Here is a 20,289-nt window from a genome sequence, read left to right as displayed (position 1 = left end):
CAGTGATAGCGCTTCCATCTTTGGCAATATGATGAATTAACATGGTCTTTGGAGGCACGAATGGTTGGAAGTGGTTGGGACCGAGTACCAATTGACTCGCAAAGCATCGATGCGCCGCTGTCGCGCGCGGCGGTGTTTCTCACGTTGACGGTCGCCGAGGGCCACGAGGCCCTTCAGGCGGTCGCCGGCATCTTGGACGGGCTGGACGACCTGATCAAAACGGTGGGCTTCCGCGATCTCAACGGCCGGCTGTCGTGCATCACTGCGCTGGGATCGGCGCTATGGGACCGTTTCCAGACCGGGAAGCGCCCGAAGGAACTACGGCCCTTCGTGCCCATCGAGGGTGCCAAGCACACCGCGCCTGCCACGCCCGGCGACCTGTTCTTTCACATCCGTGCCGAACGTGAGGATCTCTGTTTTGAATTCGAGCGCCTGCTGCTGGACCAACTGGGCAGCAGCGTGACGGTGGCCGACGAGGTGGTCGGTTTTCGCTACTTCGACTCCCGCGACCTGCTTGGCTTTGTCGATGGCACGGCCAACCCGACCGGGCACGACATCGGCGCCTCGACGCTGGTCGGCAGTGAAGATCAGGCGTTCGCCGGCGGTAGCTACTTGGTGGTGCAGAAGTATCTGCACCAAATGCAGCCGTGGGCTCGGCTCGCCAAGGACGAGCAAGAGCGGATCATCGGCCGGGAGATCGTCAGCAATGTCGAATTGCCCGACGCGACGAGCGGCCAGAAATCGCACAAGACCCTCGCCACAATCGTGGACGACGACGGCACCGAGCACGACATCCTGCGCGACAACATGCCCTTCGGCCGCCCCGGCCAGGGCGAATATGGCACCTACTTCATCGGCTACTCCAGGCATCTGTGGGTGACGCAGAAGATGCTGGAGCGCATGTTCCTCGGCGATCCGCCAGGCATGCACGACCGCCTGCTCGATTTCTCGACGGCGCACACCGGCGCCGTGTTCTTCGCTCCCGCACCGCGCACGCTGAGCGAACTCGTGGAGGCGGTGCAAGCGTAATGCAGGGGCCACAAGGCCCCTGCAAGGTTTGAGAGCCCTATGCTCCGTCTAGAACTACTGCGCTATCCACCAGCCGACGAACGCTTTGCCGCACATCCTCGGGGATGGGGTAAGGGGCAATGGCCTCGGGCATATCCGCATGGTGCTGGTAGTCGCCCATGATGACCCGGATGATCGCCGGCACGTTGGTCGGCGTGACCGCATCAATGGCCGCGCGGTCCCCCAGGTCAGGGTGCGGCTGGGTCAGCATGCGGTACAGATCCCACGAATCCGCGTGCAGGCACTGGTTCATGAGCACCTGGGCCAGCTTGTGCTTGAGCGGCACCAGTTGCCAATCGGGAACACGCTGCCCCCGATTACCCAAACTGATGGACAGCAACTTGCCCGCTTTCAGTTCGCGGTTGATCTGGTCCTTGGACTTTCCAGCCAGCTTGCCGAACAGCGGGACCGGCAAGCTGCTTGGAGACTCGTAGATGGTCAGCATTTCCTCGCGCTCGCGCTGGATCGCGGACACTTCCGGCTCTGGGGCATGCGTCGGAGGCGGCGGCACCTGAGACAGCCGCTGGAACGTGATCCCGCCGCTGCTCGGGGTTACGACAATAGGCGTGGCCACGACGGGCGGGACGCCGGGAGGAGTGGGCTCGGCCATCGTGAGGGTCGCATCCATCGTTTCCTCCACTTCTGCCATTGCCGGCACCCCGTCGATACGGATGGTCAGGTGCGCGCTCGCGGCTTCCACTTCGCCCTGTTCGAGCAGGTCGAGCCGATCGGCCCAGTCCTGCATCATCCGACGGCGCGGCTCAACGTACTTGGCGTGGTTGTAGGACGAACTCACCTTATTGGGGTCGGAATGGGAAAGCTGCGCGTCCACCCAAATCTTCGGGTAGCCAATCTCGTTGAGCGCCGTCGAGATGGTGCCGCGGATGCCGTGGCCGGTCAGGCGCCCCTCATAGCCCATGAGCTGCACGGCCTTGTTGAGGGTGTTCTCGCTGATGCGCTTCTTGAGTTCGCTGCGGTGTGACAGCAGGTACCTCTGCGCCGGCCGCATCACCCCCAGAAGATAGCGCACGATCTCGATGGCCTGCAGGGATAGCGGCACGATATAGGGGGGCACATCCTGCGGCCGCTTCCCTGCCTTGCGCATTTCATCCTGGAGCTGCTTGACGATCTGCGGCGGGATGATCCACAAGCCCCTGTCGAGGTCGAACTGTTCGGGTTCGGCCAACCGCAGTTCGCCGGTGCGCACCCCGGTCAGGAACAGCAGCCGGACGCCAAGCTGGGTCTGCCAGCCACGGGGGTTGTAGAGCCGGAGCTTCTGGAGGAACTCGGGCATCTCGGGCAGGTGCAAGTAGGGGTTGTGGGCTACCGGGGGCTTGGGTTCGGCTACCACGTCCAGGTCTGCGGCCGGGTTGACCTCCAGCCCCTCGGCGATGACCAGGGCATAACGGAACATCTGGTTGAACCAGGTGCGGACCTTTTCCGCAGTAGTGAACGCCTTGCGCTTCTCGATCGCCGCCAGGACGCCCAGAAGCTGAGGGCGGCGAATGTCATAGATCGACATCTTCCCCAGAGTGGGCAGCACGTCTTTGTTAAAGATGCGCAGGATCTGGGAAAGCGTGCTCTGACGGCCTTCCTTGAGTTCCTTACGGCGATGCTCGACCCAAGCATCGAAGACGGTCTTGAAGGTGTATTCGCCCGCCAGCTTGGCCGCGTGCCGTTTCTGGTCGCGCTCGACCTGGGGATCGATCCCCCTGGCAAGCAGGGCCTGGGCCTTGTCTCGCTCGGTCCGGGCTTCACGCAGGCTGAGGGCAGGATAGCCGCCCAGGCACAGGCGCTTTTGCTTGCCCAGCCAGTAGTAGCGGAATTGCCATGACTTGCCGCCTGCGGCTGAGACCATCAGGCCCAGGCAGTCGTTGTCGGAGAGGGTGTAGCGTTTTCCGGTGGTCTTCGCCTGCCGGACGGTCAGATCAGAGAGCGCCATTTCGAGACTCCTAAGTAATGACTTAGGCCCTATGCTCGTCATGGTTCCCGCTCAGCCCCAGCAACTATCCGGTAGCCGCCCCACCCGTATTCTTGTGCCTTATTTGGTCACTCAAAAACGGTAGCTGTGGGTGGATTTCCGTGGCACTCGCTGGAATGAAAAAAGGAGCCGAAGCTCCTTTTTTCAATGACCTACAGACCCCAGTAGAAGTCTGTGGATCAAAATTTGGAGCGGGAAACGAGTCTCGAACTCGCGACCTCAACCTTGGCAAGGTTGCGCTCTACCAACTGAGCTACTCCCGCATTTTTAGTAAACCAGAGCTGGCCACCAAAGACCAAAATTATAGCAGGCTTTTATGCGATCGTGCAAATTCTCGCGTTGACCATAGAAACTCAGCCTACGAAGGTATCAGGAAAATGTTCTGAAAGTCCGAGGTCGTGAAAGATCGCGGCCTCAGCAGGTCTTGTATGAGACTGGCCTGAATAAGGACCAGCGACTGAGCGGGTTAACTGCCGTGACGTCGCCGCAGATGCTGTGGCCCTAATTCAGACGGGCTAAGTACGCCTAGCAGTGCCATATTGCGCGCCATTTCGGTGGCAAGGATGCCGATGGCATGCGTGATGCCGGCTTGCCCCGCTACCGTGCCTGCATAATTGAAGGGGCGGCCAACGAACACGAATTTCGCGCCTAGCGCGAGCGCCATGAGTACGTCGCTGCCGCGTCGAAAACCCCCGTCTATCATGACGGGATAATCTGGGCCGAGCGCGCGTACCACCTGTGGTAGCGCACGTAGCGGTGCAATGGCGCCATCGAGCTGTCTACCGCCGTGGTTAGACACAATGATGCCGTCGGCGCCATATTGCCGTGCCATTTGAGCGTCCTCTGGGGAGAGAATGCCTTTGATGACCAAGCGGCCTTTCCATCGGTCGCGTATCTGTTGGACATGTGTCCAGTTCAGATGATCCCGGGCACCGAAATCCCGCATCACGCTTGATGCGATGATGGGTGCGCCGCGCGTGGCATGAGAGTTCTCGAAATGCGGAACGCCGTGGCGCACGATGGTTCTAAAAGCCGTGCCGAATAGCCAACGCGGGTGGGTGATGCCATCCCAGGCCAGTCGCAGGCTAGGGCGCAGCGGGGTGGTGAAGCGCGCACGAATATTGTTCTCGCGATTACCCGACACAGGGACGTCGGCTGTGACGACAAGTGTCTTAAACCCTGCGGCAGCGACGCGGTCTACCAAGGCATCGATGCGCTCCGGTTCACCGGGGACATAGGCTTGAAACCAGGCTTTGGGGTTGGCGGCGGCGATATCTTCCAGGCGAATGAGCGACGAGCCGCTCATGATGGCGGGAATCTGTGCCGCCGCGGCGGCCTGGGTCTGGATGAAATCTCCGCGATAAGCCGATAATGCGCTCACCCCCATGGGCGCAATGCCAATGGGAGCCGCCCAGCGTTCGCCGAACAGCGTCGTGGAAAGCGACCGATGCGAGGTGCTGATGAACGCACGAGGAACCCAGTCGTAGTCGGCAAAGGCGTCCTCGCTACTTCGTAGTGCACGATCGGTTTCACATCCACCGCTAATGTACGCAAAGATGGGCGCAGGCAGATGACGACGAGCGGCCTCTTCGAAGTCCGCCAACGACAGTACGCGCTGCAGGCGTTTCGGCACCTGCCATCCCCCCTTGGCGGACTTGCTGGGCAAGGTATGGCTGGCGATGGGATAGTCCTGTAGGCGGAGTGGGTCTTGCATGAAAATTCCGGAAAAAGCGAGGAAGGTCACATGCTAGAGCGATATGCTTAAGTGATGGGCGATAATTCGTCGTTCGATAAGCAAGAGTTTCTTGACAATGAAACTGCAATATTTGGCCACGCTTTCTGCCGTTGTGGCGCATGGCAACCTCACCGCCGCTGCCGAGCAGGTCAATCTGACGCGCAGCGCGGTTAGCCTGCAGATGAAACAGCTAGAGGCGTACTTTGGCCAGCTGTTGTTTGACCGTTCCGGGCGTCATGTGCAGCCCACGGCATTTGCGCGAGAGGTGGTTCGTACCGTCGATCGCGCCATTGCCGATATCGAAGCATTGCGCAGCCACGCGGCGCGTGCCCCAGGTGGGCTGGTCAGGTTGGGTATTACCGACTCTGCACAAACCACGCTTTTGCCGTTGGCTTTTGCGGATTTGCTACGCAATGCACCGCAGGTCGAATTACAAATTGAACGAGGTTCGACACCTATCCTGCTGGATGAATTGAAAGCGGGCAGGATCGATGTAGCGGTATTGATTCGCCCGCCCACCGGGGGATCCAGCCGGCTCATGTGGACCGAGCTACTCAATGATGAGTTGGTGCTGGTCGTGCCAAAGGGCTTGCGAGCTGCGCCGCCAGCGCAGATTCTGCGTGAGCAGCCTTGGCTTCGCTTTGACCGACGCATGGTTGCCGGGCGGATGGCGGCGCAGTTCGTGGAAAAGCTGATACCCCAACGGCATGCATTGATCGATTTGCCGTCAATAGACGCGATTGTCGCCATGGTCGGGGCTGGCGTCGGCGTATCCGTGTTGCCACGGTTGCGTGTCGAGCATTTGCATGCGCATGCCGTGCGCGAAGTAAGCCTGGGGCCGAATGCCCCAGTGCGCACGCTCGCGATGGTACGTCGCAAAGCCGAGTCGGATCATCGGCTGCTGGATATTGTGCAGTCGTCTTTTGTGGAGGCTGCCCGGCAACTGGGCAAATCAGTACCAACGTGAGGGTGCCAAAATGGCATAGTGCCCTAGTCTGGATCTGCACTGATCATGTAGCCAAAGCCGCGTACGGTGCGCACTAGCGGCGCCTCGCCATCATGCTCGATTTTGCGTCGCAGGTAGCGGACGTAGACGTCCACTACTTTTGTACCGGGATCGAAATCCATGCACCAGACATCGCGCAGTAGTTGGGCGCGACTGATGACGGTGCCAGCATGTCCCATCAGGTATGCAAGCAGCGCATATTCCTTAGCGGTCAGGTCAATACGCCGCTCACCGCGATACGCCGTTTTGGCTGCAAAATCGAGCTGCAGATTCCCCACGCTGAGCACCGTGGCAGCGCCACGGCTTTCCTGTTTGCGGCGCAGCAGCGCCTGCATGCGTGCGACTAGCTCGTCAAATGAGAATGGCTTGGTCAGATAGTCGTCTGCCCCGTGCTTCAGGCCTGCGATGCGGTCTTGCAATTCGGCCTTGGCCGTCAGCATCAGAATCAGGCAGCGGCAACCATCGGCACGCAACCGGGTGCATACGTCCAATCCTTCGAGCCGCGGTAGCATGCGGTCCAGGATGACGAGGTCGAAGTCCCCCTCTCGCGCTGTTTCGTACCCGTGTTGGCCATCGCGCGATACCTCAACGTGGTAACCCTCGGCTTGCAGGCCGCGTTGCAAGAAAGAAATGATGCGCGGGTCATCCTCGACCAGCAATACTCTGGCGCTATACACGGTTATCCCTCAAAGGTAATCGGATGGTGAGGGTCGAACCCTGTCCAACACGGCTGCTGAGTCCGATCGTGCCTCTATGTTTGTCGACGATCCAGCGGGCGATGGACAGCCCCAGGCCGGTCCCGGCGGCGTAGCGCTCGCGGGCGACCGCACCGCGGTAAAAGCGGTGGAAAATGTGGGGAAGATCTTCAGGCGCGCATCCAATACCCTGGTCGCGTATGGTGATTTCAGCCATGCCGTTGTTGCGTTGCGCCGAGATTTCGACCGTCGTGCCGGGAGCAGAATATTTGATGGCGTTATCCAATGCGATCATGGCGGCTTGTTTCAGCCGAACCTTGTCACCGTAGGCGGGAACCGTGCCGGTCTGGGGGCCGCCACGCAAGGTCAGTCGCACCTCGTGCTGCTTTGCCAGTACGTCGGTGTCTTGCATCGCCGTTACAACAACCTCGTTGAGATCCATCGGGGCCACCTCGAAGTCGATGTCGTCGCTTTCTGAACGCGCAACGAACAATAGGTCTTCAATCAGGCGACCCATTTCTTCGGCGCGGGCCACGACTGCCGTCAGGGCTTCGCGGTATACGGTTTCCTGGGGGGTCTTGCTGCGCAGCGCGATCTCGGCCTCGCCGCGCAACGCCGTCAAGGGGGTACGCAATTCGTGGCTAATGTCGGCCAAAAATCGTACGCGCTGATGGTCGAGCTGAGTCAAGCGGCGATTGGCCTGTGCTAGGTCTCGGGTGCGTTGCGCGACATCGTCTTCCAGTTCACTCTTGGCGATCATCAGCATGGTGTGCTGTGAGTGTAGTTGCGCGGCCATGGCGTCGAAACTACGTGACAGCACGCCCAGTTCATCGCGCGCCTGACTGCCGATGCGGTGCTGTAACGTGCCTTGCTCGATGGCGCGGGTGCCGGCGGCCAGCGCTCGGATGGGTCGACCGATCGAGTGCGCCAGAAAATAGCCGGAAAAGAACGCCAACGCCAATAATATCGCCAGCAATGCCAGTACGGTGGCGGTCACCATGTGTCGCAATTGTTCAGAGGCTGTTTCCAGTTTCAGGACTTCGCGCTGCTTGGATTTCACATTCTCGGCGACGAGGTGCTCGAACTCGGCGTCCAGGCGGTTCTCGATCTCGGTGCGGAATAAGGAGATGGCTTCATCGCGCTTGCCTGCGGAATAGAGTGTCAATAGACGCTCCACTGAGCGGTCGATACCGTCTATCAAAAGGCGCATGCGGTCATATCGAGACGGTGCAACGTCCTGCGGGCTGGATGATCCGTTGGCGAGATCCCTGCGCTGTATGAGTGCGAACGAGTTGTGCAGGTCCGCGCGGGCGTTTTCGAAATCGGGGAACTCGCTCGGCCCCATCAAGATGAGTTCGGCGATCTGTTCCGAATAACGATTGGCGTCGACGGCCAGGCGCGTTGTCATGGCCAACTCTTTTCGGGCGCCGGTGACCCGGTCGGCATAGTGCTGGGTCATCCTCATGGCGATAATGGAGGTGGCCGCCATCGCGATGACGGCAAAAGCGACGATGGATTGAAAAATCCAGATCCGAGTTTTGATACTCAACTGATCCTCATACACTCGGAAGACATAAACGATCTGTGCACGGGACCGGCCGGTTGTGCATCGCAGTGGGCGTTCTTTTACAGATTTATCACCGAGCACTCATTTCTTGATGCGAGCAGTTGTTTCGTATTTTTATGAATTTGTAGGTTGCCCGATCGCAATTGCCAAACCGCGTCGGCGGTCGCTAGCCATTGCGGATCGCTCGTGACCACCAGGATGGTGGGACCGCCGCGGCGCAGCACCTGTGCCAAAGTGTCGGCGCGCACGGCGTCGAACATGGCGTCGGCGTCATCGATCAGCAGCAGGCGCGGATTGCCCATGATGGCCCGTGCGATGACCAAGCGTTGCCGCAGGGCTGCGGGGAGATCTGCGCCGCGTTCTGCGATCCGGCTGGCTAGACCGCGCGGTAGCGCTGCGATAGTTTCCTGCAGTCCGCATAGTCGCAGAGTGTGGGTGATTTCGGCATCGGTAGCTGAGGGTGCGCGGTAGGTTAGATTGCGCCGGATCGAGCCGCGCAGCAGGGGTAGGTCGGGAGAAATGGTCCCTATCGCCTGTCGGGTGGACGTGAGCTCATGTTTATTCAGAGGCTGTCCATCCAGGCGCACGACGCCTTGATCCGGATCGAACATGCGGGCAGCTAGAGCCAGCAGCGTTGATTTGCCCGACCCGCTGTCGCCTGTGATGGCAATCAGCGCGCCAGCAGGTGCTTCGGCGTTGACGTGTTCAAGCACATGGCCCACTGAGATGTCCTCCAGTTCCAGGCGGCCAGGGCCGGGAGCGAGCGGCGGGAGTTGGGGGTCATGTGCCAGGGTGGGTAGTCGCAAGAAACTGCCGAGGACGTCTCGGGCGGCGCGGTAATTCTGCCAGAAGACAAAGATGCGGCCCAGGTCGCGTAAGGGTGAATCGAGCAGGTTGACCACGAGGATCGCAGCCAACAAGGTACCCGTGCCGGCTCTTTCCGTTTGCAGCAGGCCGGTGATGAGCACCAGGGCAGTCAGCAGGGTAGAAACGGCATCCGGCACCGCGCGCAATAGGGCGGCTAGACGCGTTTGCGATACGGCGGCTTCGGCCAACTGCCGGCTCTGTTTTTTCAACCGAGAGCGCTCGCCTCGCGTGCGTCCAAATACACGCACGGGCGAGAGAGCTCCCAACTTTTCTCCGAGATTGGCGGCCAGGCGACCGCGTATGCGGCGCAATTCGCGCACGCGCCGGTACAGTGGGGCGCCCGTTGCGACCAACAGCGCCAAGGCCGCCGCGACCACCACGCCCACGCAGGCCGCGATGACCCAGTCCAGCCAGGCTAATAATGCCAGTGCCGACACGATAGTGATAGTCGAGACGACGAGTCGGGCCAATCCGCGGCTGGCCCAGTCGTTGAGTGCGTTGAGATCGGCAACGAAACGAACCATCATGATGCCCTGCGCACGCTTTTGAAGGACGCGGCTGGACAGGTTGTTCACGTGATCGAATAGCCGCAGGCGCATCGCTGTCAGGTAGCTTTGGCCCAATCGCTCTGCGGTAGTGCGCTCGGCCGTGCGTAGCCACATCAACGCCAAGCCGAGCGCGGCCACGGCCGCGGCATGAGCCAGTACCCATTGTGACGCGCCGGCGGAGAGCGGCAGACCGTCAAAGCCCCGCCGCGTAGCCAGGGCAATACCCGCCATGGCAGCTGCCTGCACGATCCCGTTGACGAGTAAGCGGGCCATCAGGCCGCGCCGGCTACCTGCCAGGATCGGAGGAAGCGGCGCGCGGGCCGTCACTGATTGACCACCCGTGCCAGTTCCGTGCTGGTTAGCTCCTCCAGCGTGACGGGATCCATGAGTTCGTTGCAACCGAGTACCGGCAGCCCGACCGCTTCGGTGGCTTCTTGGATGGCAAGCGGCGCGATGGTGATGATGCCGCTAAGCGCGACGACCCGCAGTCGCTGGCGGGTCAGCCAGTCTACGCCTGCCTTCGCGCCCAGCGCGTCTCGCGCAGCGAAGAAGACGCCATCGACGAGGTCCTGGAACTCGCGCGATTGCAGCAGTGCCGCGGTTTCTTGTTGATACAGTCCGTCGGCCACTTCTAGCACCAGGACATCAATGCCAGAATTCATGGCGTGACTGGTTAGTGTGGAGAAGATGCGCAGCAACTGATCGCGGTCCACTTTGTACGTCGAGACGACGCCTGCGGACGTGAAGTCCAGTGCTGGTCGCGCGCCAGCGTCCATCATCCGCCAGACGTCGCCGCCCGCTCCTGTACCCGTCACCTTGGCGGAGCCGACACGGTAGCCTGCGGCGATGAAGCCACGAATAAGGCTTACCGCGGTGGTGGTCTTGCCAGCGTTCATCGATGAGCCAATCACTGCGTATACACGGGCGCTTTTGGCTGCGCGTAAAGGGGGTAGGGCGGCGTCAGCCACGTTGAATACTTTCCCCTGGCGGTTCGTCAGTAATCCAATTGGCGCAATGCGCGTGGCGACACCAGTTTTCTCGCTGCGCGAGAGCACGTTGGACGCGAGGCCACCCGCTGCAACCAGGTCGCAAGGCTCGAGGTCGCCGCGTATTTCCGCCTCGAACTGATCCGGGGCATAGCGATGACCGTAGGCCACCACAATCTCGTCCCCGACGAACAGGCTGGCACGTCGGCCATCGCGCAATTCCAGGGCCTTGTGATGGCCGATCTTGCGGACTTCGGCGAGCACGAGATCCCCGGCGCGGGGCGTCGTGGTGGTGTTCAGGTCAGCCGCTTCCGACAAGTCAATGTGACGGGTCGTGTACGCAGTTTTGCAACGCAATAGTCGCTGGTGCAAGTCGAGGTTGTGCATGAAGTTTCTCTGAAAGCACTTGGAGCGTTCTACAGTAGCAACGCGGCGCGCGGCGTAATTGAGAAATAGAAAAGCACAAGATTAAAAGCAGGTAAGTGCACCGATGTCGCGCGTCGCGCGTGTTACAACGACGAGAACTCACGGGCTATCGGACCGCTGCGCCACGATGGGACAACACGATTTGACTCTGCAACATGTTTCTGATGTCGGGCATTTGCGCCGCTTGTGGCTGCGCGACGGCCTGGCTGGTGTATATATCAGCGACAGCTCGCTGGACGAGATTCAGCCCGACGCACGTCGCGCGGTGCTGGTGGTGCATGGCATCGAGCGGGATGGGCATCGATATTGGAAGGCTCTCGCTCGCGCGGCGCGACGGGCGGGGGCGGATGTGCGGGCCGAGACTTATCTGATGGCTCCGCAGTTTTTCACACGCAAGGAAGTTCGCATGCGCGGGCTGGGCGCGGACACGCTCGCCTGGGCGTCACAGGCGTGGAAGCAGGGCGACTTGTCTCGCAATGGTGGTGGGGTGAGCGCATTTGCTGTCGTCGATACCATGATCCAACGGCTCTTGCACCGCGATTGCTTTCCGCGCCTGGCGCAAATCGTCATCGTCGGGCATTCGGCGGGTGCGCAGTTTGTGCAGCGCTACGCTGCGGCTAGCCGCAGCGCTGCACACGCGAGAGCACAAGGCGTCGCGCTGCGCCATATAGTGGTTGGACCGTCTTCTTATTTATACCTGGATGACACGCGGCGCGGTTTCGGGCCGGTCGCCGGGTATGGTCGCCCATGCCGGCACACGGTTTTACGCTGTCCTGGGTATGACCACTATAAGTATGGACTGCGGCAGGCCAATGCCTACGTCAGCGGCATCGGAGCGTTGGAGATTCGCCGTGAGTATGCCGCTAAAGAGGTGGTGTATCTGGTTGGGGAGCATGATAACGACCCCGATGACCAGCACCTGGATCGTAGCCCTGCGGCCATGCTGCAGGGGCGCGACAGACTAGACCGCTGTCTGGCCTATCGTGATCATCTGGCGCGATTGTATGGTGGTGTGCCCTCTACCCATGTATTCCAGGTGGTGCCCGGGATGCGGCATCAGGGTGCTCGCATTCTGCGTTCGCCCATCGGGTTGCGTTGGCTGTTCGACGTGGATTTCCAGTCTACCCGTCTTTAGCCTTTATCGATGCCCTGCCATCGGACGTTCCTATTTAGCGTTGAAAATTCCCCTGGGTTTTGGGGTTGCAATTCACCGGTTACTACTTTGTAGGACTACCGCGACGATCTCGTCGCATCACCAGATAGATCCCTGCCGCGGCCAGGCACATGCCCGGAATCGCCAGCGCGGGGAGTGTTTCCTGCAGTACGACAAAGGCAATGATGGCCGTCATGGGAGGCACCAGGAAAAACAGGGCGGAAACCCGGGAGGCTTCGCCGCGCCGGATCATGGCCAGCAGTAGGGTAATCGCCAGCAGCGAGTTGCATAAGACCAAGTAAGCCAGCGAGCCAAACAGACCCGGACGCCATTCAATGTGCATCGGTTCGAGCCAAAAAGCGAGTGGGGCCGTGACGAGCAGTCCCACGCTGTACTGGACCATGTTCATAGTCAGCACGTCGGCTTTTGTGCCAAAACGTTTTTCCCATAGCGTGCCGCCCGTCAGGCTGAGCAACGCTAGCAAGGCGAATCCCAGCCCTGCCATGGATGTTGTCGCGATCGAGGATGTGGAGGCAATCACGATGATGGCGCCAGTGACGCCCAGGATCAGGCCGATCCATCTGCGTAGCCCCACGCTCTCGTTGGCGACAAAGGGGACGAGCAGTCCGATCAGGATGGGCTGTTGCGAGGTGATCAAGGCAATCGTTCCGGCAGACGCGCCGAGTTTCAGACTGAGGTAGGTAAAGGCGAAATAGCCGGCCTGGATGAGCAACCCGGTGACGATCAGGCTGACCCATTCTTGGCGTTGCAGGCGAAAGCTTGGTCGGCGCCAGAGGCAAGCCAATACGAGAAGCCCGACGACACAGGCGTAGCGCAACGCCAGGAATGTCAGCGGATCGGCGTATTGCAATCCGGCTTTCAGGAATACGAATCCACTCGACCAAAGCAGCAGGAAGAGGGCAGGAGAGATGGCGACCCAAAATGAGGTCGATGACGTTGCCTTGCCCACTTCGGTCTGTTGCACCGCCATCCTCCACCTTGTATGGCTATTCGAGCCGTCGGAGGAGAGTAACAACCTTGCTCTGGAAAGACCACTACGTCTCTTCAAACTCCTGTGCGCAACGTGTCGAGCAGGATTCCTTGCTGCGTGGCCAATTGTGACGGGTCCAGGAATGCCGTGCCTTGCAGCGCCAGGAATTGCAGTTTTTTTATGCCTACGCACCCCAGGATAGCAGCGAGATAAGGCGTCAGAAAATCAGGTTGCTTGGCTTTCTCACCGGTGAAAAAGCCTCCCGAGGCGATGCCGATATAGACGGGCCGGTCTTGCAGCAAGCCGATTTTCTCTCCATTCGGCGACGGCGCAAAGGTACGACCGACTCGTACGATTTGGTCGATCCAGGCCTTGAGTGTCGAGGGGACCGTGAAGTTGTTCATCGGCGTGCCGATGACCAGCGCGTGGGCGCTTTCCAGTTCTTGAATCAATTGCTCTGATCTCTGCGTGGCTCCATTTGCTAGACCGCTGGCCAGCGCATCAGCGGTGGACAGGGCCGTCGCGTAATCCGAGTCGGTATGTGGGACAGGTTCGTGACCGAGGTCCCGACGGGTGATTTGTGCGCCAGGATGATTCGATATCAGCCGCGTCACCATGGCGGCGGAAAGCTGGCGGCTGTAGGACGTTGTCCTGGGACTGCAATCGATATGCAGAACGTTCATTGGCGCATCCCGATGGCCAAGCGATTGAACGCGCTCATGAGTGCAATGGCAAAGGTCAGGTCCGAGATGTCAGCGTCGCTGAAGTGAGCTTTCAGCGGTTCGAAGTCCTCATCCGGCGCGTGGGTTTGGTCGACATGGGTCAGGGCTTCGGTCCATGCCAATGCAGCGCGCTCTCGCTCGGTAAAGCGTTCGCTGACACGCCATCCTGCCAGGCTATCCAGTTTGGCATCAGCGACACCGTCCGTACGCAGCGATTTGGTATGCATTTCCAGGCAAAACGCGCAGCCGTTGATCTGCGACATACGCAGCCAGACCAGATCGATCAATGGTTGTCCCAGGCTGCTTTTTTGTAAGGATTTTTTGGTGGACATGAACCCTTGGTAGGCTTCGGGAGAAAGGCTCCAGTAGGGGAGACGCAGAATGCTCATGATGATTTCCAGTATGAAATGATAAAGACGGTGGCCTGTACGGCCGAGGTCATCGCGATAGGGGCTGACAGAAATGCAGTCCTTTGGACAGCAGCCCCTGACGAAAATAAAAGCGTTGCGCCAAGTCATTGGCCAACCCGGTATCCAGGACGAAGTGCGCGCAGTCGCGCTGCTTTGCGGTGTTGCGTAAGGCCTTGATCAGCGCCTCTCCTACCCCATGGCCCCGTGCCTGGGCAGTGGTGACCAGATCATCGACGTAGAGGAACCGGCCATAAATCAGGTTTTCCTGCAGACGATAACCGGCCAAGCCTAGTGCCTGGTCATCTTGCCATGCGGCCAGCAGGCGATATCCCTGGTCGGCCTGACGGCGCACTTGCGCAATAAAGGTGGTGAGATCGGTGAGATGCGGGCGCAGTTCCTGCATTACCGGAAAGCAGGCTTGCAAGTCCTGTTCGCTGTCGATCGGGCGTAGTTCAAAAGAGGTCATGGGATTTCCTTGTGGCATACCCTGTAATTTAGGAAAATCATGTCCCATGGGGTAGGTGCAAGATTTGTATAAATTAATAGGACATCTCTGATGGACTTGCAACGTCTGAGGCCGAGTCGGGAGCATGGCTCGCCGATTTATTTGCAACTGTATGAGCGCTTTCGAGAGGCCATCGAGGCGGGTCGGATTCTTCCCGGGGGGCGAGTGCCCTCTGTGCGCAGTTTGGCGAGTGAGTTGAATCTGGCGCGCGGTACCGTCGAAGCGGCGTATCAGATGCTGGTCAGCGAGGGCTATTTTGTGGCGCGAGGCGCCGCGGGGACCGTGGTGTCGCCGCATTTGGGCCCATTGACTGGATCGCATGGGTTCGCTGCCGTGCCAACTGTCCCGGTGCAACCTCGCCCGCCCGGTATCACGGGCGATGAGGCGCCGTTCAAGTTGGGGTTGCCCGCATTGGACGCATTCCCGCGTAAAACATGGGCTCGTCTGGCGGGCCGCAGCCTGCGCACGTTGACGACGACGGCCATGACCGCTCCGGACCCCGCCGGCTACGATCCATTGCGGTGCGCGATTGCTACCTATTTGGGTATTTCACGCGGTATTGCTTGTTCGCATGAGCAGGTGTTTGTGACGACGGGCTATCGGGGAGCGCTGGCTCTGGTCTGTCGCACCCTGCTGAACGCCGGGGATGCAGGGTGGTTCGAGGATCCGGGTTATCTCTACGCGCGGCAATTTTTACTGCGTGCCGGTTTGCGCCTCTCGCCTGTACCGGTTGATGAGGAAGGGTTGTGCGTCGATGCCGGCAAGCGGCAGGTCGCCGACGCGCGTTTTGCGGTCGTGACGCCGACCCATCAAAGCCCGATGGGCATGGCGCTGTCGTTGCCCCGCCGACTCGCGCTGCTGGAGTGGGCGAGCGACCGCCAGGCATGGATTATCGAGGACGATTACGACAGCGAGTTTCGCTATCACGGCAAACCCCTGCCCGCCTTGAAAAGCCTGGATCGAGACGATCGGGTGCTGTACACCGGGACCTTCAGCAAGGTCCTGTTTCCAGGATTGCGATTAGCCTATCTCGTGGTGCCGGTGTCGCAGGTGAGGCGCTTTCGGGACAGCGTGGAGCACACGCCGGGCGCGGGTTCGATTTTGCCCCAGGCGATGGTCGCCGATTTTATGGCGCAAGGATATTTTGCCCGGCATCTACGTAAAATGCGTTCGCTCTATGCCGAAAGGCGTGCCTATCTGGTCGATGCGCTGACCCAAACGTTGGGCAGTGAACTGCACGTCGAACCACAGGCGGGCGGCATCCAGGTGTTGGCGCATCTGAAGCGTGCGCAAAACGATAAACGCATCGCCGCGGCGGCCGAGGCCAGCGGGCTCGCGATTGCCGCGCTGAGCGATTGGCGGATACGTCGATCTACGCAAACGGGTTTGCTGATGGGGTTTGCCAACTTTGCGAACGTCGACGCGGCAGGCGACGCCGTTCTGCGTTTGCGAGCGGTACTCGCCGACTGCTAGCTAAGCCGCCTCGCCAATCTCGCGGCGGATGAGATCGGCGATCGAGCGCTGGCGTGCGGCCGGCATCCGGTCAAGAATGCACGAGACGCTGATGGCCAGGCGGGGGTAACCGGAACGATCCCGCAGCGCGACACCCACCCCCAGGGCGCCCGACACGGCAGTGTTGCCTATCGTGGCCCAGCCACGGTCGCGCGAGGCCTCAACGAGCAGTCGCATATGTGCCGCGGTCATGTTGCCATACGATCGGAGCGTCTCCTGATTTTGCCGGATTACTGCCTCCGCCTCGTCGGCTGGCAAGGCGGCCAACAGCGCCAGGCCGGCCGCGCCCACACCCAGCGGTTGGCGATGGCCGATGGTCACGGACAGGACTTGCAGGGGGTAGTTGCCGATTTCCCGGTGCAGGCACAACGAGTCGGACCCGACCCGACAGATTAGAAATGACGAGTCTCCCGTCTGGTCGCTGATACGACGCATGGCCGGTGCCAGTTGTGCGATGGAAAGCGTTTGCTCGTCCGCCAATTCGGGGGAGACCAGGACCGCACGATAAAGACCTGTCTGCGAATCGCGAATGGCATAACCCTCTTCGATCAATACGGAAACGTAGCGGTACACGCTAGTGCGCTGCATCTCCAGTGCACGGGCGATGCCGTTGATATCCAGACCGTCTGGCGCGCGCCGCAGTGCCGCAAAAATATGCAGGCCCCGTCTCAGCGTGCTGGCGCCTTGGCTACTGTTTTTGGGTTTTTTGTTCATTATTCGGACATAGGAGCTTTGCTATATAAGCAGTGATGGTGATCATATACCGCACAGGACAAAATTATATTGTCCAAATAATGAACATACACATTGGAGACTGAAATGCATATTGCTATGCGACGTTTTGCCGGATGTTTGACCATCGGATTGGCAGGGTTTGGCTTGGGATCGACCGCTCAGGCGGCGGACGCCTATCCGACACGCCCGATTACCTTTGTGGTCGGTTACGCGGCAGGGGGGGCGACGGACATCGTGGCTCGTCTGGTTGCCAAGTCTGTGTCGGACTCGTTGGGCCAACCCGTCGTGGTCGAAAACCGTCCGGGCGCCAACGCCAATATTGGCGCCGAGGTGGTTTCCCGCGCCAAGCCCGACGGATACACACTGTATGTGGGATCGATTGCGAATACGATCAATCGTACCTTGTACGAAAAATTGAACTACGACTTCAAGAAAGACTTCACGCCAGTGGTGTTGCTGACCACGATTCCCAATGTCCTGGTGGTGAATCCGGAACTGCCCGTCAAGTCGGTGCAAGAGTACATCGCCTATGCCAAGAGTCACCCCGGCAAGCTGACCTGCGCCTCGTCCGGCAGCGGCTCGTCCATTCACCTGTCATGCGAGCTCTTCAAAATGGATACCGGCACTGACATTTTGCATGTGCCATATCGCGGCAGCGGCCCGGCCGTCGCGGATCTGCTGGGCGGGCAGGTGAACTCGATGTTCGACAACCTGCCGTCTTCTTTGCCGCACATCCAGGCGGGTAAGCTGCGCGCATTGGGCGTGACGTCGCCGGAGCGTGCGCCCTTTCTGCCTGATGCGCCGACGTTAGCCGAATCGGGGCTGGAAGGGTTTTCCGTGCAGTCCTGGTTTGGATTGATGGCGCCTGTTGGCACGCCACCCGCCATTGTCGAAAAGCTGAATGCTGCGATTAACAAGAGCTTGTCTGGCGATGAATTGAAAACGTCCTATGAAAAGGCTGGATTCGTGATGCCCCCCCAGCCCAATACTCCCGCGGCGCTCGGAAAATTCATCGACAGCGAAATCGAAAAATGGGGCAAAGTCGTGACCGCGGCCGGCCTCAAAGTGCAATAACCCAGTCAGGAGTAGTTTGTGTACCCAATAGATTTTTTCCTGCGGGCTGCCGCTCGTTTTCGTGACCGCATTGCGCTCGATACCCCGCAAGGCACATGGACCTATGAGCGGTTGCGACGCGAATCGCTGGCGTTAGCCACTGCATTGCAGGCGTTGGACCCGACGCCACAAAGCCGGGTTGCCATTTGTGCGGGAAATACGGCGCAGCATGTCGTCGCGCTGCTCGCTGTGATCGCCTCAGGAAAAATCTGGGTACCGTTGAACTACCGTAGTACCAAGCCGGAGATCGCGCGTATTCTGGGCGCAACCGAGCCAAGCATCGTAGTGACCGATAGCACCGGAGATGCCTTGATGGATTTCGGGCAGACGACGCATATCCGTTTGGAAGCCCAGACTGGCGAGCACGCGCTTGCCAGTCTGTTGCGCGCCTATGAGGGTCGCAGCCCCGTACGTTGCGAGCCAGGTACGGATGCGACGCAGGCAATTAAATTCACCGGTGGCACGACAGGTCTGCCCAAAGGCGTGATGCAGCCGTACCGCGCCTGGACGGCCGGTATCGTCAATCAGATCCATGCGTGGGGATTGACGAGCGAGGATCGTTACGTGGTCGCCGCACCGATCACGCATGGTACCTCGACGTACCTGATGCCTGTGCTGGCACAGGGCGGCACGCACGTTTTTCTGGATACGTCGTCACCCGCCACGATTACAGAGGCATTTCGCGAGCGTGGCGGGACGCTATCGTTTATGCCACCTACGCTGATCTATATGATCATGGCGCAACCCGGTGTTTCGCGTGCGGATTTTCCCAAACTGCGAAATCTGATTTACGGTGGCGCACCCATGCCCATCGAGAAATTCGAGCAGGTGCGTGCGTTCTTTGGTCCGGTGGTGGGGTCTACCTACGGTCAGACGGAATCGCCGCAGATCGTCACGGCCATCACGCCGGCCGACTTCGAGGATCCGGCGAATCTGGGGTCAGTTGGTTGCGTGACGTGGTTCTCCGAGTTCGCCATCATGGATCGCGATGGTCGGATTCAGCCGGCTGGGCAGGCCGGCGAAGTCGTCGTTCGTGGCGATCTCGTCATGACAGGGTATTGGCGCCTGCCTGAGAAAACCGCCGAAACGCTGGTCGATGGCTGGTTGCATACTGGCGACGTGGGGGTGGTCGATGAGCGCGGCTACTTGTATATCAAAGACCGTTTGCGCGACGTTGTCATCACGGGGGGATTCAATGTCTATCCCATTGATGTCGAGAACGCGCTGGCGCAGCATCCGGCAGTCTACGAGTGCGCCGTGTTTGGCATCCCCGACGACAAGTGGGGAGAGGCCGTGCAGGCCGCTGTGCAGTTGCACCCAGGCGCTACTACCGATGCGCAGGATTTAATGATGTTTGTCCGGGACAGGCTTGGCCCGGTGCAGACACCGAAACGTATTCATTTCATGGACAGTCTGCCGCGTTCGTCGGTGGGCAAGGTCCTTAAAAATGTTGTCCGGGATTCCGTTACCAAGGAGATCGCATGAACCGCCCAGTGACCCGTCTATGTGCCCATCACCTCGAGGGCATGTCTTACCGCGATGCGGATCTGGTCGAAGACCTGATTGGTAAAAAGACTTTTTCGGAAGTGATGTTTTCGCAAATCGTCGGACGAGATGCGCGCCCCGTGGATCTGCGCATTGTCGACGCGGTGTTGATCACCTTGATGGAGCATGGCTTTACGCCCAGCGCGATTGCCACACGCGTGGTGTACATGAGTGCACCGGAAAATTTGCAAGGCGCCGTCGCCTCGGGCCTGATGGCTGTAGGCAGCAGTTTCGTCGGCACGATGGAAAACTGCTCCGTGTTGCTCGACCGTCTGCTCAAGGCCGAAGATATCGAGGCCGAGGCGCGCACGATCGTGCAGGGGTATCGCGATGCCAAGAAGCCGCTGCCCGGATTTGGCCATCATTTGCACAAGCCGGATGATCCTCGCGCACTCAAACTACTGGAACTGGCGCGTGCCGAGTCCGATCTCGACGGCAAGTGGGTGGCCGCGTTGGAATTGCTCGCGCGTACGGTCGATAGCGTTTATGGACGGCACATCACGATCAATGCCACGGGCGCTGTCGCCGCGCTGCTGGGCGAAATCGGTATTCCTACCAATTTGATGCGCGGCTTTGCCGTCATTTCGCGTGCGGCCGGTCTGGTGTCGCATATTGCCGAAGAGCAGCAATGTCCTACGGGTCGCTTTATCTGGGAAACGATTGATCGTGAGATTCCCTATGTCGGCGCGGGCAAGTCGGATCATCATCCGCAGGAGAAATGATC

At 59.9% G+C, this 20,289-nt stretch carries 18 protein-coding genes and 1 tRNA gene; 7 read left to right on the top strand and 12 right to left on the bottom strand.

Going from position 1 to position 20,289, the window contains the following annotated elements; genetic code table 11:
* Positions 1-60: 60 nt before the first annotated feature.
* A complete protein-coding gene (locus ACYVDM_RS04955) occupies positions 61-1,029 on the top strand; it encodes a Dyp-type peroxidase (RefSeq protein ID WP_009459580.1) in 969 nt (322 codons plus the stop codon).
* A 37-nt stretch (positions 1,030-1,066) separates the two neighbouring features.
* On the opposite strand, the gene ACYVDM_RS04950 is transcribed toward ACYVDM_RS04955, so the two are convergent.
* From ACYVDM_RS04950 to ACYVDM_RS04940, 3 genes are all read right to left on the bottom strand, one after another.
* Positions 1,067-3,010 (bottom strand): tyrosine-type recombinase/integrase, encoded by a 1,944-nt coding sequence (locus tag ACYVDM_RS04950; RefSeq protein WP_009459572.1) that lies wholly within the window; start codon positions 3,008-3,010, stop codon positions 1,067-1,069.
* A 226-nt stretch (positions 3,011-3,236) separates the two neighbouring features.
* Positions 3,237-3,312: transfer RNA gene (locus ACYVDM_RS04945), tRNA-Gly, on the bottom strand.
* Between the two features lie 203 nt (positions 3,313-3,515).
* The gene (locus tag ACYVDM_RS04940; protein ID WP_415789274.1) at positions 3,516-4,763 is read right to left on the bottom strand and encodes an alpha-hydroxy acid oxidase; all 1,248 of its coding nucleotides are present in this window, start codon (positions 4,761-4,763) and stop codon (positions 3,516-3,518) included.
* Positions 4,764-4,860: 97 nt separating this feature from the next.
* Between ACYVDM_RS04940 and ACYVDM_RS04935 the strand changes: the two genes are divergently transcribed.
* Positions 4,861-5,751, top strand: a complete 891-nt coding sequence (locus ACYVDM_RS04935) for a LysR family transcriptional regulator (protein WP_415789272.1) — start codon at positions 4,861-4,863, stop codon at positions 5,749-5,751.
* Positions 5,752-5,774: 23 nt separating this feature from the next.
* On the opposite strand, the gene ACYVDM_RS04930 is transcribed toward ACYVDM_RS04935, so the two are convergent.
* The 4 genes from ACYVDM_RS04930 to ACYVDM_RS04915 form a co-directional block, all read right to left on the bottom strand.
* A complete protein-coding gene (locus ACYVDM_RS04930) occupies positions 5,775-6,467 on the bottom strand; it encodes a response regulator transcription factor (protein ID WP_415789270.1) in 693 nt (230 codons plus the stop codon).
* Positions 6,460-8,034 (bottom strand): sensor histidine kinase, encoded by a 1,575-nt coding sequence (locus tag ACYVDM_RS04925; protein WP_415789268.1) that lies wholly within the window; start codon positions 8,032-8,034, stop codon positions 6,460-6,462. Before ACYVDM_RS04925 ends, ACYVDM_RS04930 begins: the two co-directional genes overlap by 8 nt.
* A gap of 77 nt (positions 8,035-8,111) precedes the next feature.
* On the bottom strand, positions 8,112-9,740 hold the full coding sequence (locus tag ACYVDM_RS04920; RefSeq protein ID WP_415789266.1) for an ATP-binding cassette domain-containing protein: 1,629 nt from the start codon (positions 9,738-9,740) through the stop codon (positions 8,112-8,114).
* Positions 9,741-9,790: 50 nt separating this feature from the next.
* Entirely contained in the window at positions 9,791-10,840 is a 1,050-nt protein-coding gene (locus ACYVDM_RS04915; RefSeq protein ID WP_415789264.1) for a DUF1611 domain-containing protein, read from the bottom strand.
* Positions 10,841-11,021: 181 nt separating this feature from the next.
* Between ACYVDM_RS04915 and ACYVDM_RS04910 the strand changes: the two genes are divergently transcribed.
* Positions 11,022-12,014, top strand: a complete 993-nt coding sequence (locus ACYVDM_RS04910) for a hypothetical protein (protein WP_415789262.1) — start codon at positions 11,022-11,024, stop codon at positions 12,012-12,014.
* Positions 12,015-12,096: 82 nt separating this feature from the next.
* On the opposite strand, the gene ACYVDM_RS04905 is transcribed toward ACYVDM_RS04910, so the two are convergent.
* From ACYVDM_RS04905 to ACYVDM_RS04890, 4 genes are all read right to left on the bottom strand, one after another.
* On the bottom strand, positions 12,097-13,017 hold the full coding sequence (locus ACYVDM_RS04905) for a DMT family transporter (RefSeq protein ID WP_415789260.1): 921 nt from the start codon (positions 13,015-13,017) through the stop codon (positions 12,097-12,099).
* 80 nt (positions 13,018-13,097) lie between these two features.
* A complete protein-coding gene (locus tag ACYVDM_RS04900; RefSeq protein ID WP_415789258.1) occupies positions 13,098-13,706 on the bottom strand; it encodes an FMN-dependent NADH-azoreductase in 609 nt (202 codons plus the stop codon).
* On the bottom strand, positions 13,703-14,134 hold the full coding sequence (locus tag ACYVDM_RS04895; RefSeq protein ID WP_415789256.1) for a carboxymuconolactone decarboxylase family protein: 432 nt from the start codon (positions 14,132-14,134) through the stop codon (positions 13,703-13,705). The genes ACYVDM_RS04900 and ACYVDM_RS04895 overlap by 4 nt, the downstream gene beginning before the upstream one ends.
* Positions 14,135-14,183: 49 nt before the next feature.
* Complete coding sequence (locus tag ACYVDM_RS04890; protein ID WP_415789254.1) at positions 14,184-14,621, bottom strand: GNAT family N-acetyltransferase; 438 nt, start codon at positions 14,619-14,621, stop codon at positions 14,184-14,186.
* A 90-nt stretch (positions 14,622-14,711) separates the two neighbouring features.
* On the opposite strand from ACYVDM_RS04890, the gene pdxR reads away from it, so the two are divergent.
* Positions 14,712-16,133, top strand: a complete 1,422-nt coding sequence (gene pdxR / locus ACYVDM_RS04885) for a MocR-like pyridoxine biosynthesis transcription factor PdxR (protein WP_415789252.1) — start codon at positions 14,712-14,714, stop codon at positions 16,131-16,133.
* On the opposite strand, the gene ACYVDM_RS04880 is transcribed toward pdxR, so the two are convergent.
* On the bottom strand, positions 16,134-16,886 hold the full coding sequence (locus tag ACYVDM_RS04880) for an IclR family transcriptional regulator (protein WP_415789250.1): 753 nt from the start codon (positions 16,884-16,886) through the stop codon (positions 16,134-16,136). It abuts the gene before it with no gap.
* Between the two features lie 105 nt (positions 16,887-16,991).
* Here ACYVDM_RS04880 and ACYVDM_RS04875 point away from each other — a divergent pair, with 105 nt between their 5' ends.
* Genes ACYVDM_RS04875 through ACYVDM_RS04865 form a run of 3 tightly spaced genes read left to right on the top strand, consistent with a single transcriptional unit; the run spans position 16,992 to position 20,287 of the window.
* The gene (locus tag ACYVDM_RS04875; RefSeq protein WP_415789248.1) at positions 16,992-17,981 is read left to right on the top strand and encodes a Bug family tripartite tricarboxylate transporter substrate binding protein; all 990 of its coding nucleotides are present in this window, start codon (positions 16,992-16,994) and stop codon (positions 17,979-17,981) included.
* 18 nt (positions 17,982-17,999) lie between these two features.
* Positions 18,000-19,505, top strand: coding sequence for a class I adenylate-forming enzyme family protein (locus ACYVDM_RS04870; protein WP_415789246.1), 1,506 nt, complete (start codon positions 18,000-18,002; stop codon positions 19,503-19,505).
* On the top strand, positions 19,502-20,287 hold the full coding sequence (locus ACYVDM_RS04865; protein ID WP_415789244.1) for a citryl-CoA lyase: 786 nt from the start codon (positions 19,502-19,504) through the stop codon (positions 20,285-20,287). The genes ACYVDM_RS04870 and ACYVDM_RS04865 overlap by 4 nt, the downstream gene beginning before the upstream one ends.
* The last annotated feature ends 2 nt before the right edge of the window (positions 20,288-20,289 follow it).

The organism is Bordetella tumulicola, from assembly GCF_054779135.1.
The sequence above is the reverse complement of the archived record's forward strand: the minus strand, read 5'-3'. Positions and strand labels throughout refer to the sequence as shown.

Bases quoted from the DNA above. Each gene is read 5' to 3' on its own strand.
- ACYVDM_RS04955 (WP_009459580.1), top strand. From the start codon at position 61: ATGGTTGGAAGTGGTTGGGACCGAGTACCAATTGACTCGCAAAGCATC.
- ACYVDM_RS04950 (WP_009459572.1), bottom strand. From the start codon at position 3,010: ATGGCGCTCTCTGATCTGACCGTCCGGCAGGCGAAGACCACCGGAAAA.
- ACYVDM_RS04940 (WP_415789274.1), bottom strand. From the start codon at position 4,763: ATGCAAGACCCACTCCGCCTACAGGACTATCCCATCGCCAGCCATACC.
- ACYVDM_RS04935 (WP_415789272.1), top strand. From the start codon at position 4,861: ATGAAACTGCAATATTTGGCCACGCTTTCTGCCGTTGTGGCGCATGGC.
- ACYVDM_RS04920 (WP_415789266.1), bottom strand. From the start codon at position 9,740: ATGGCCCGCTTACTCGTCAACGGGATCGTGCAGGCAGCTGCCATGGCG.
- ACYVDM_RS04915 (WP_415789264.1), bottom strand. From the start codon at position 10,840: ATGCACAACCTCGACTTGCACCAGCGACTATTGCGTTGCAAAACTGCG.
- ACYVDM_RS04900 (WP_415789258.1), bottom strand. From the start codon at position 13,706: ATGAACGTTCTGCATATCGATTGCAGTCCCAGGACAACGTCCTACAGC.
- ACYVDM_RS04895 (WP_415789256.1), bottom strand. From the start codon at position 14,134: ATGAGCATTCTGCGTCTCCCCTACTGGAGCCTTTCTCCCGAAGCCTAC.
- ACYVDM_RS04890 (WP_415789254.1), bottom strand. From the start codon at position 14,621: ATGACCTCTTTTGAACTACGCCCGATCGACAGCGAACAGGACTTGCAA.
- pdxR (WP_415789252.1), top strand. From the start codon at position 14,712: ATGGACTTGCAACGTCTGAGGCCGAGTCGGGAGCATGGCTCGCCGATT.
- ACYVDM_RS04880 (WP_415789250.1), bottom strand. From the start codon at position 16,886: ATGAACAAAAAACCCAAAAACAGTAGCCAAGGCGCCAGCACGCTGAGA.
- ACYVDM_RS04875 (WP_415789248.1), top strand. From the start codon at position 16,992: ATGCATATTGCTATGCGACGTTTTGCCGGATGTTTGACCATCGGATTG.
- ACYVDM_RS04865 (WP_415789244.1), top strand. From the start codon at position 19,502: ATGAACCGCCCAGTGACCCGTCTATGTGCCCATCACCTCGAGGGCATG.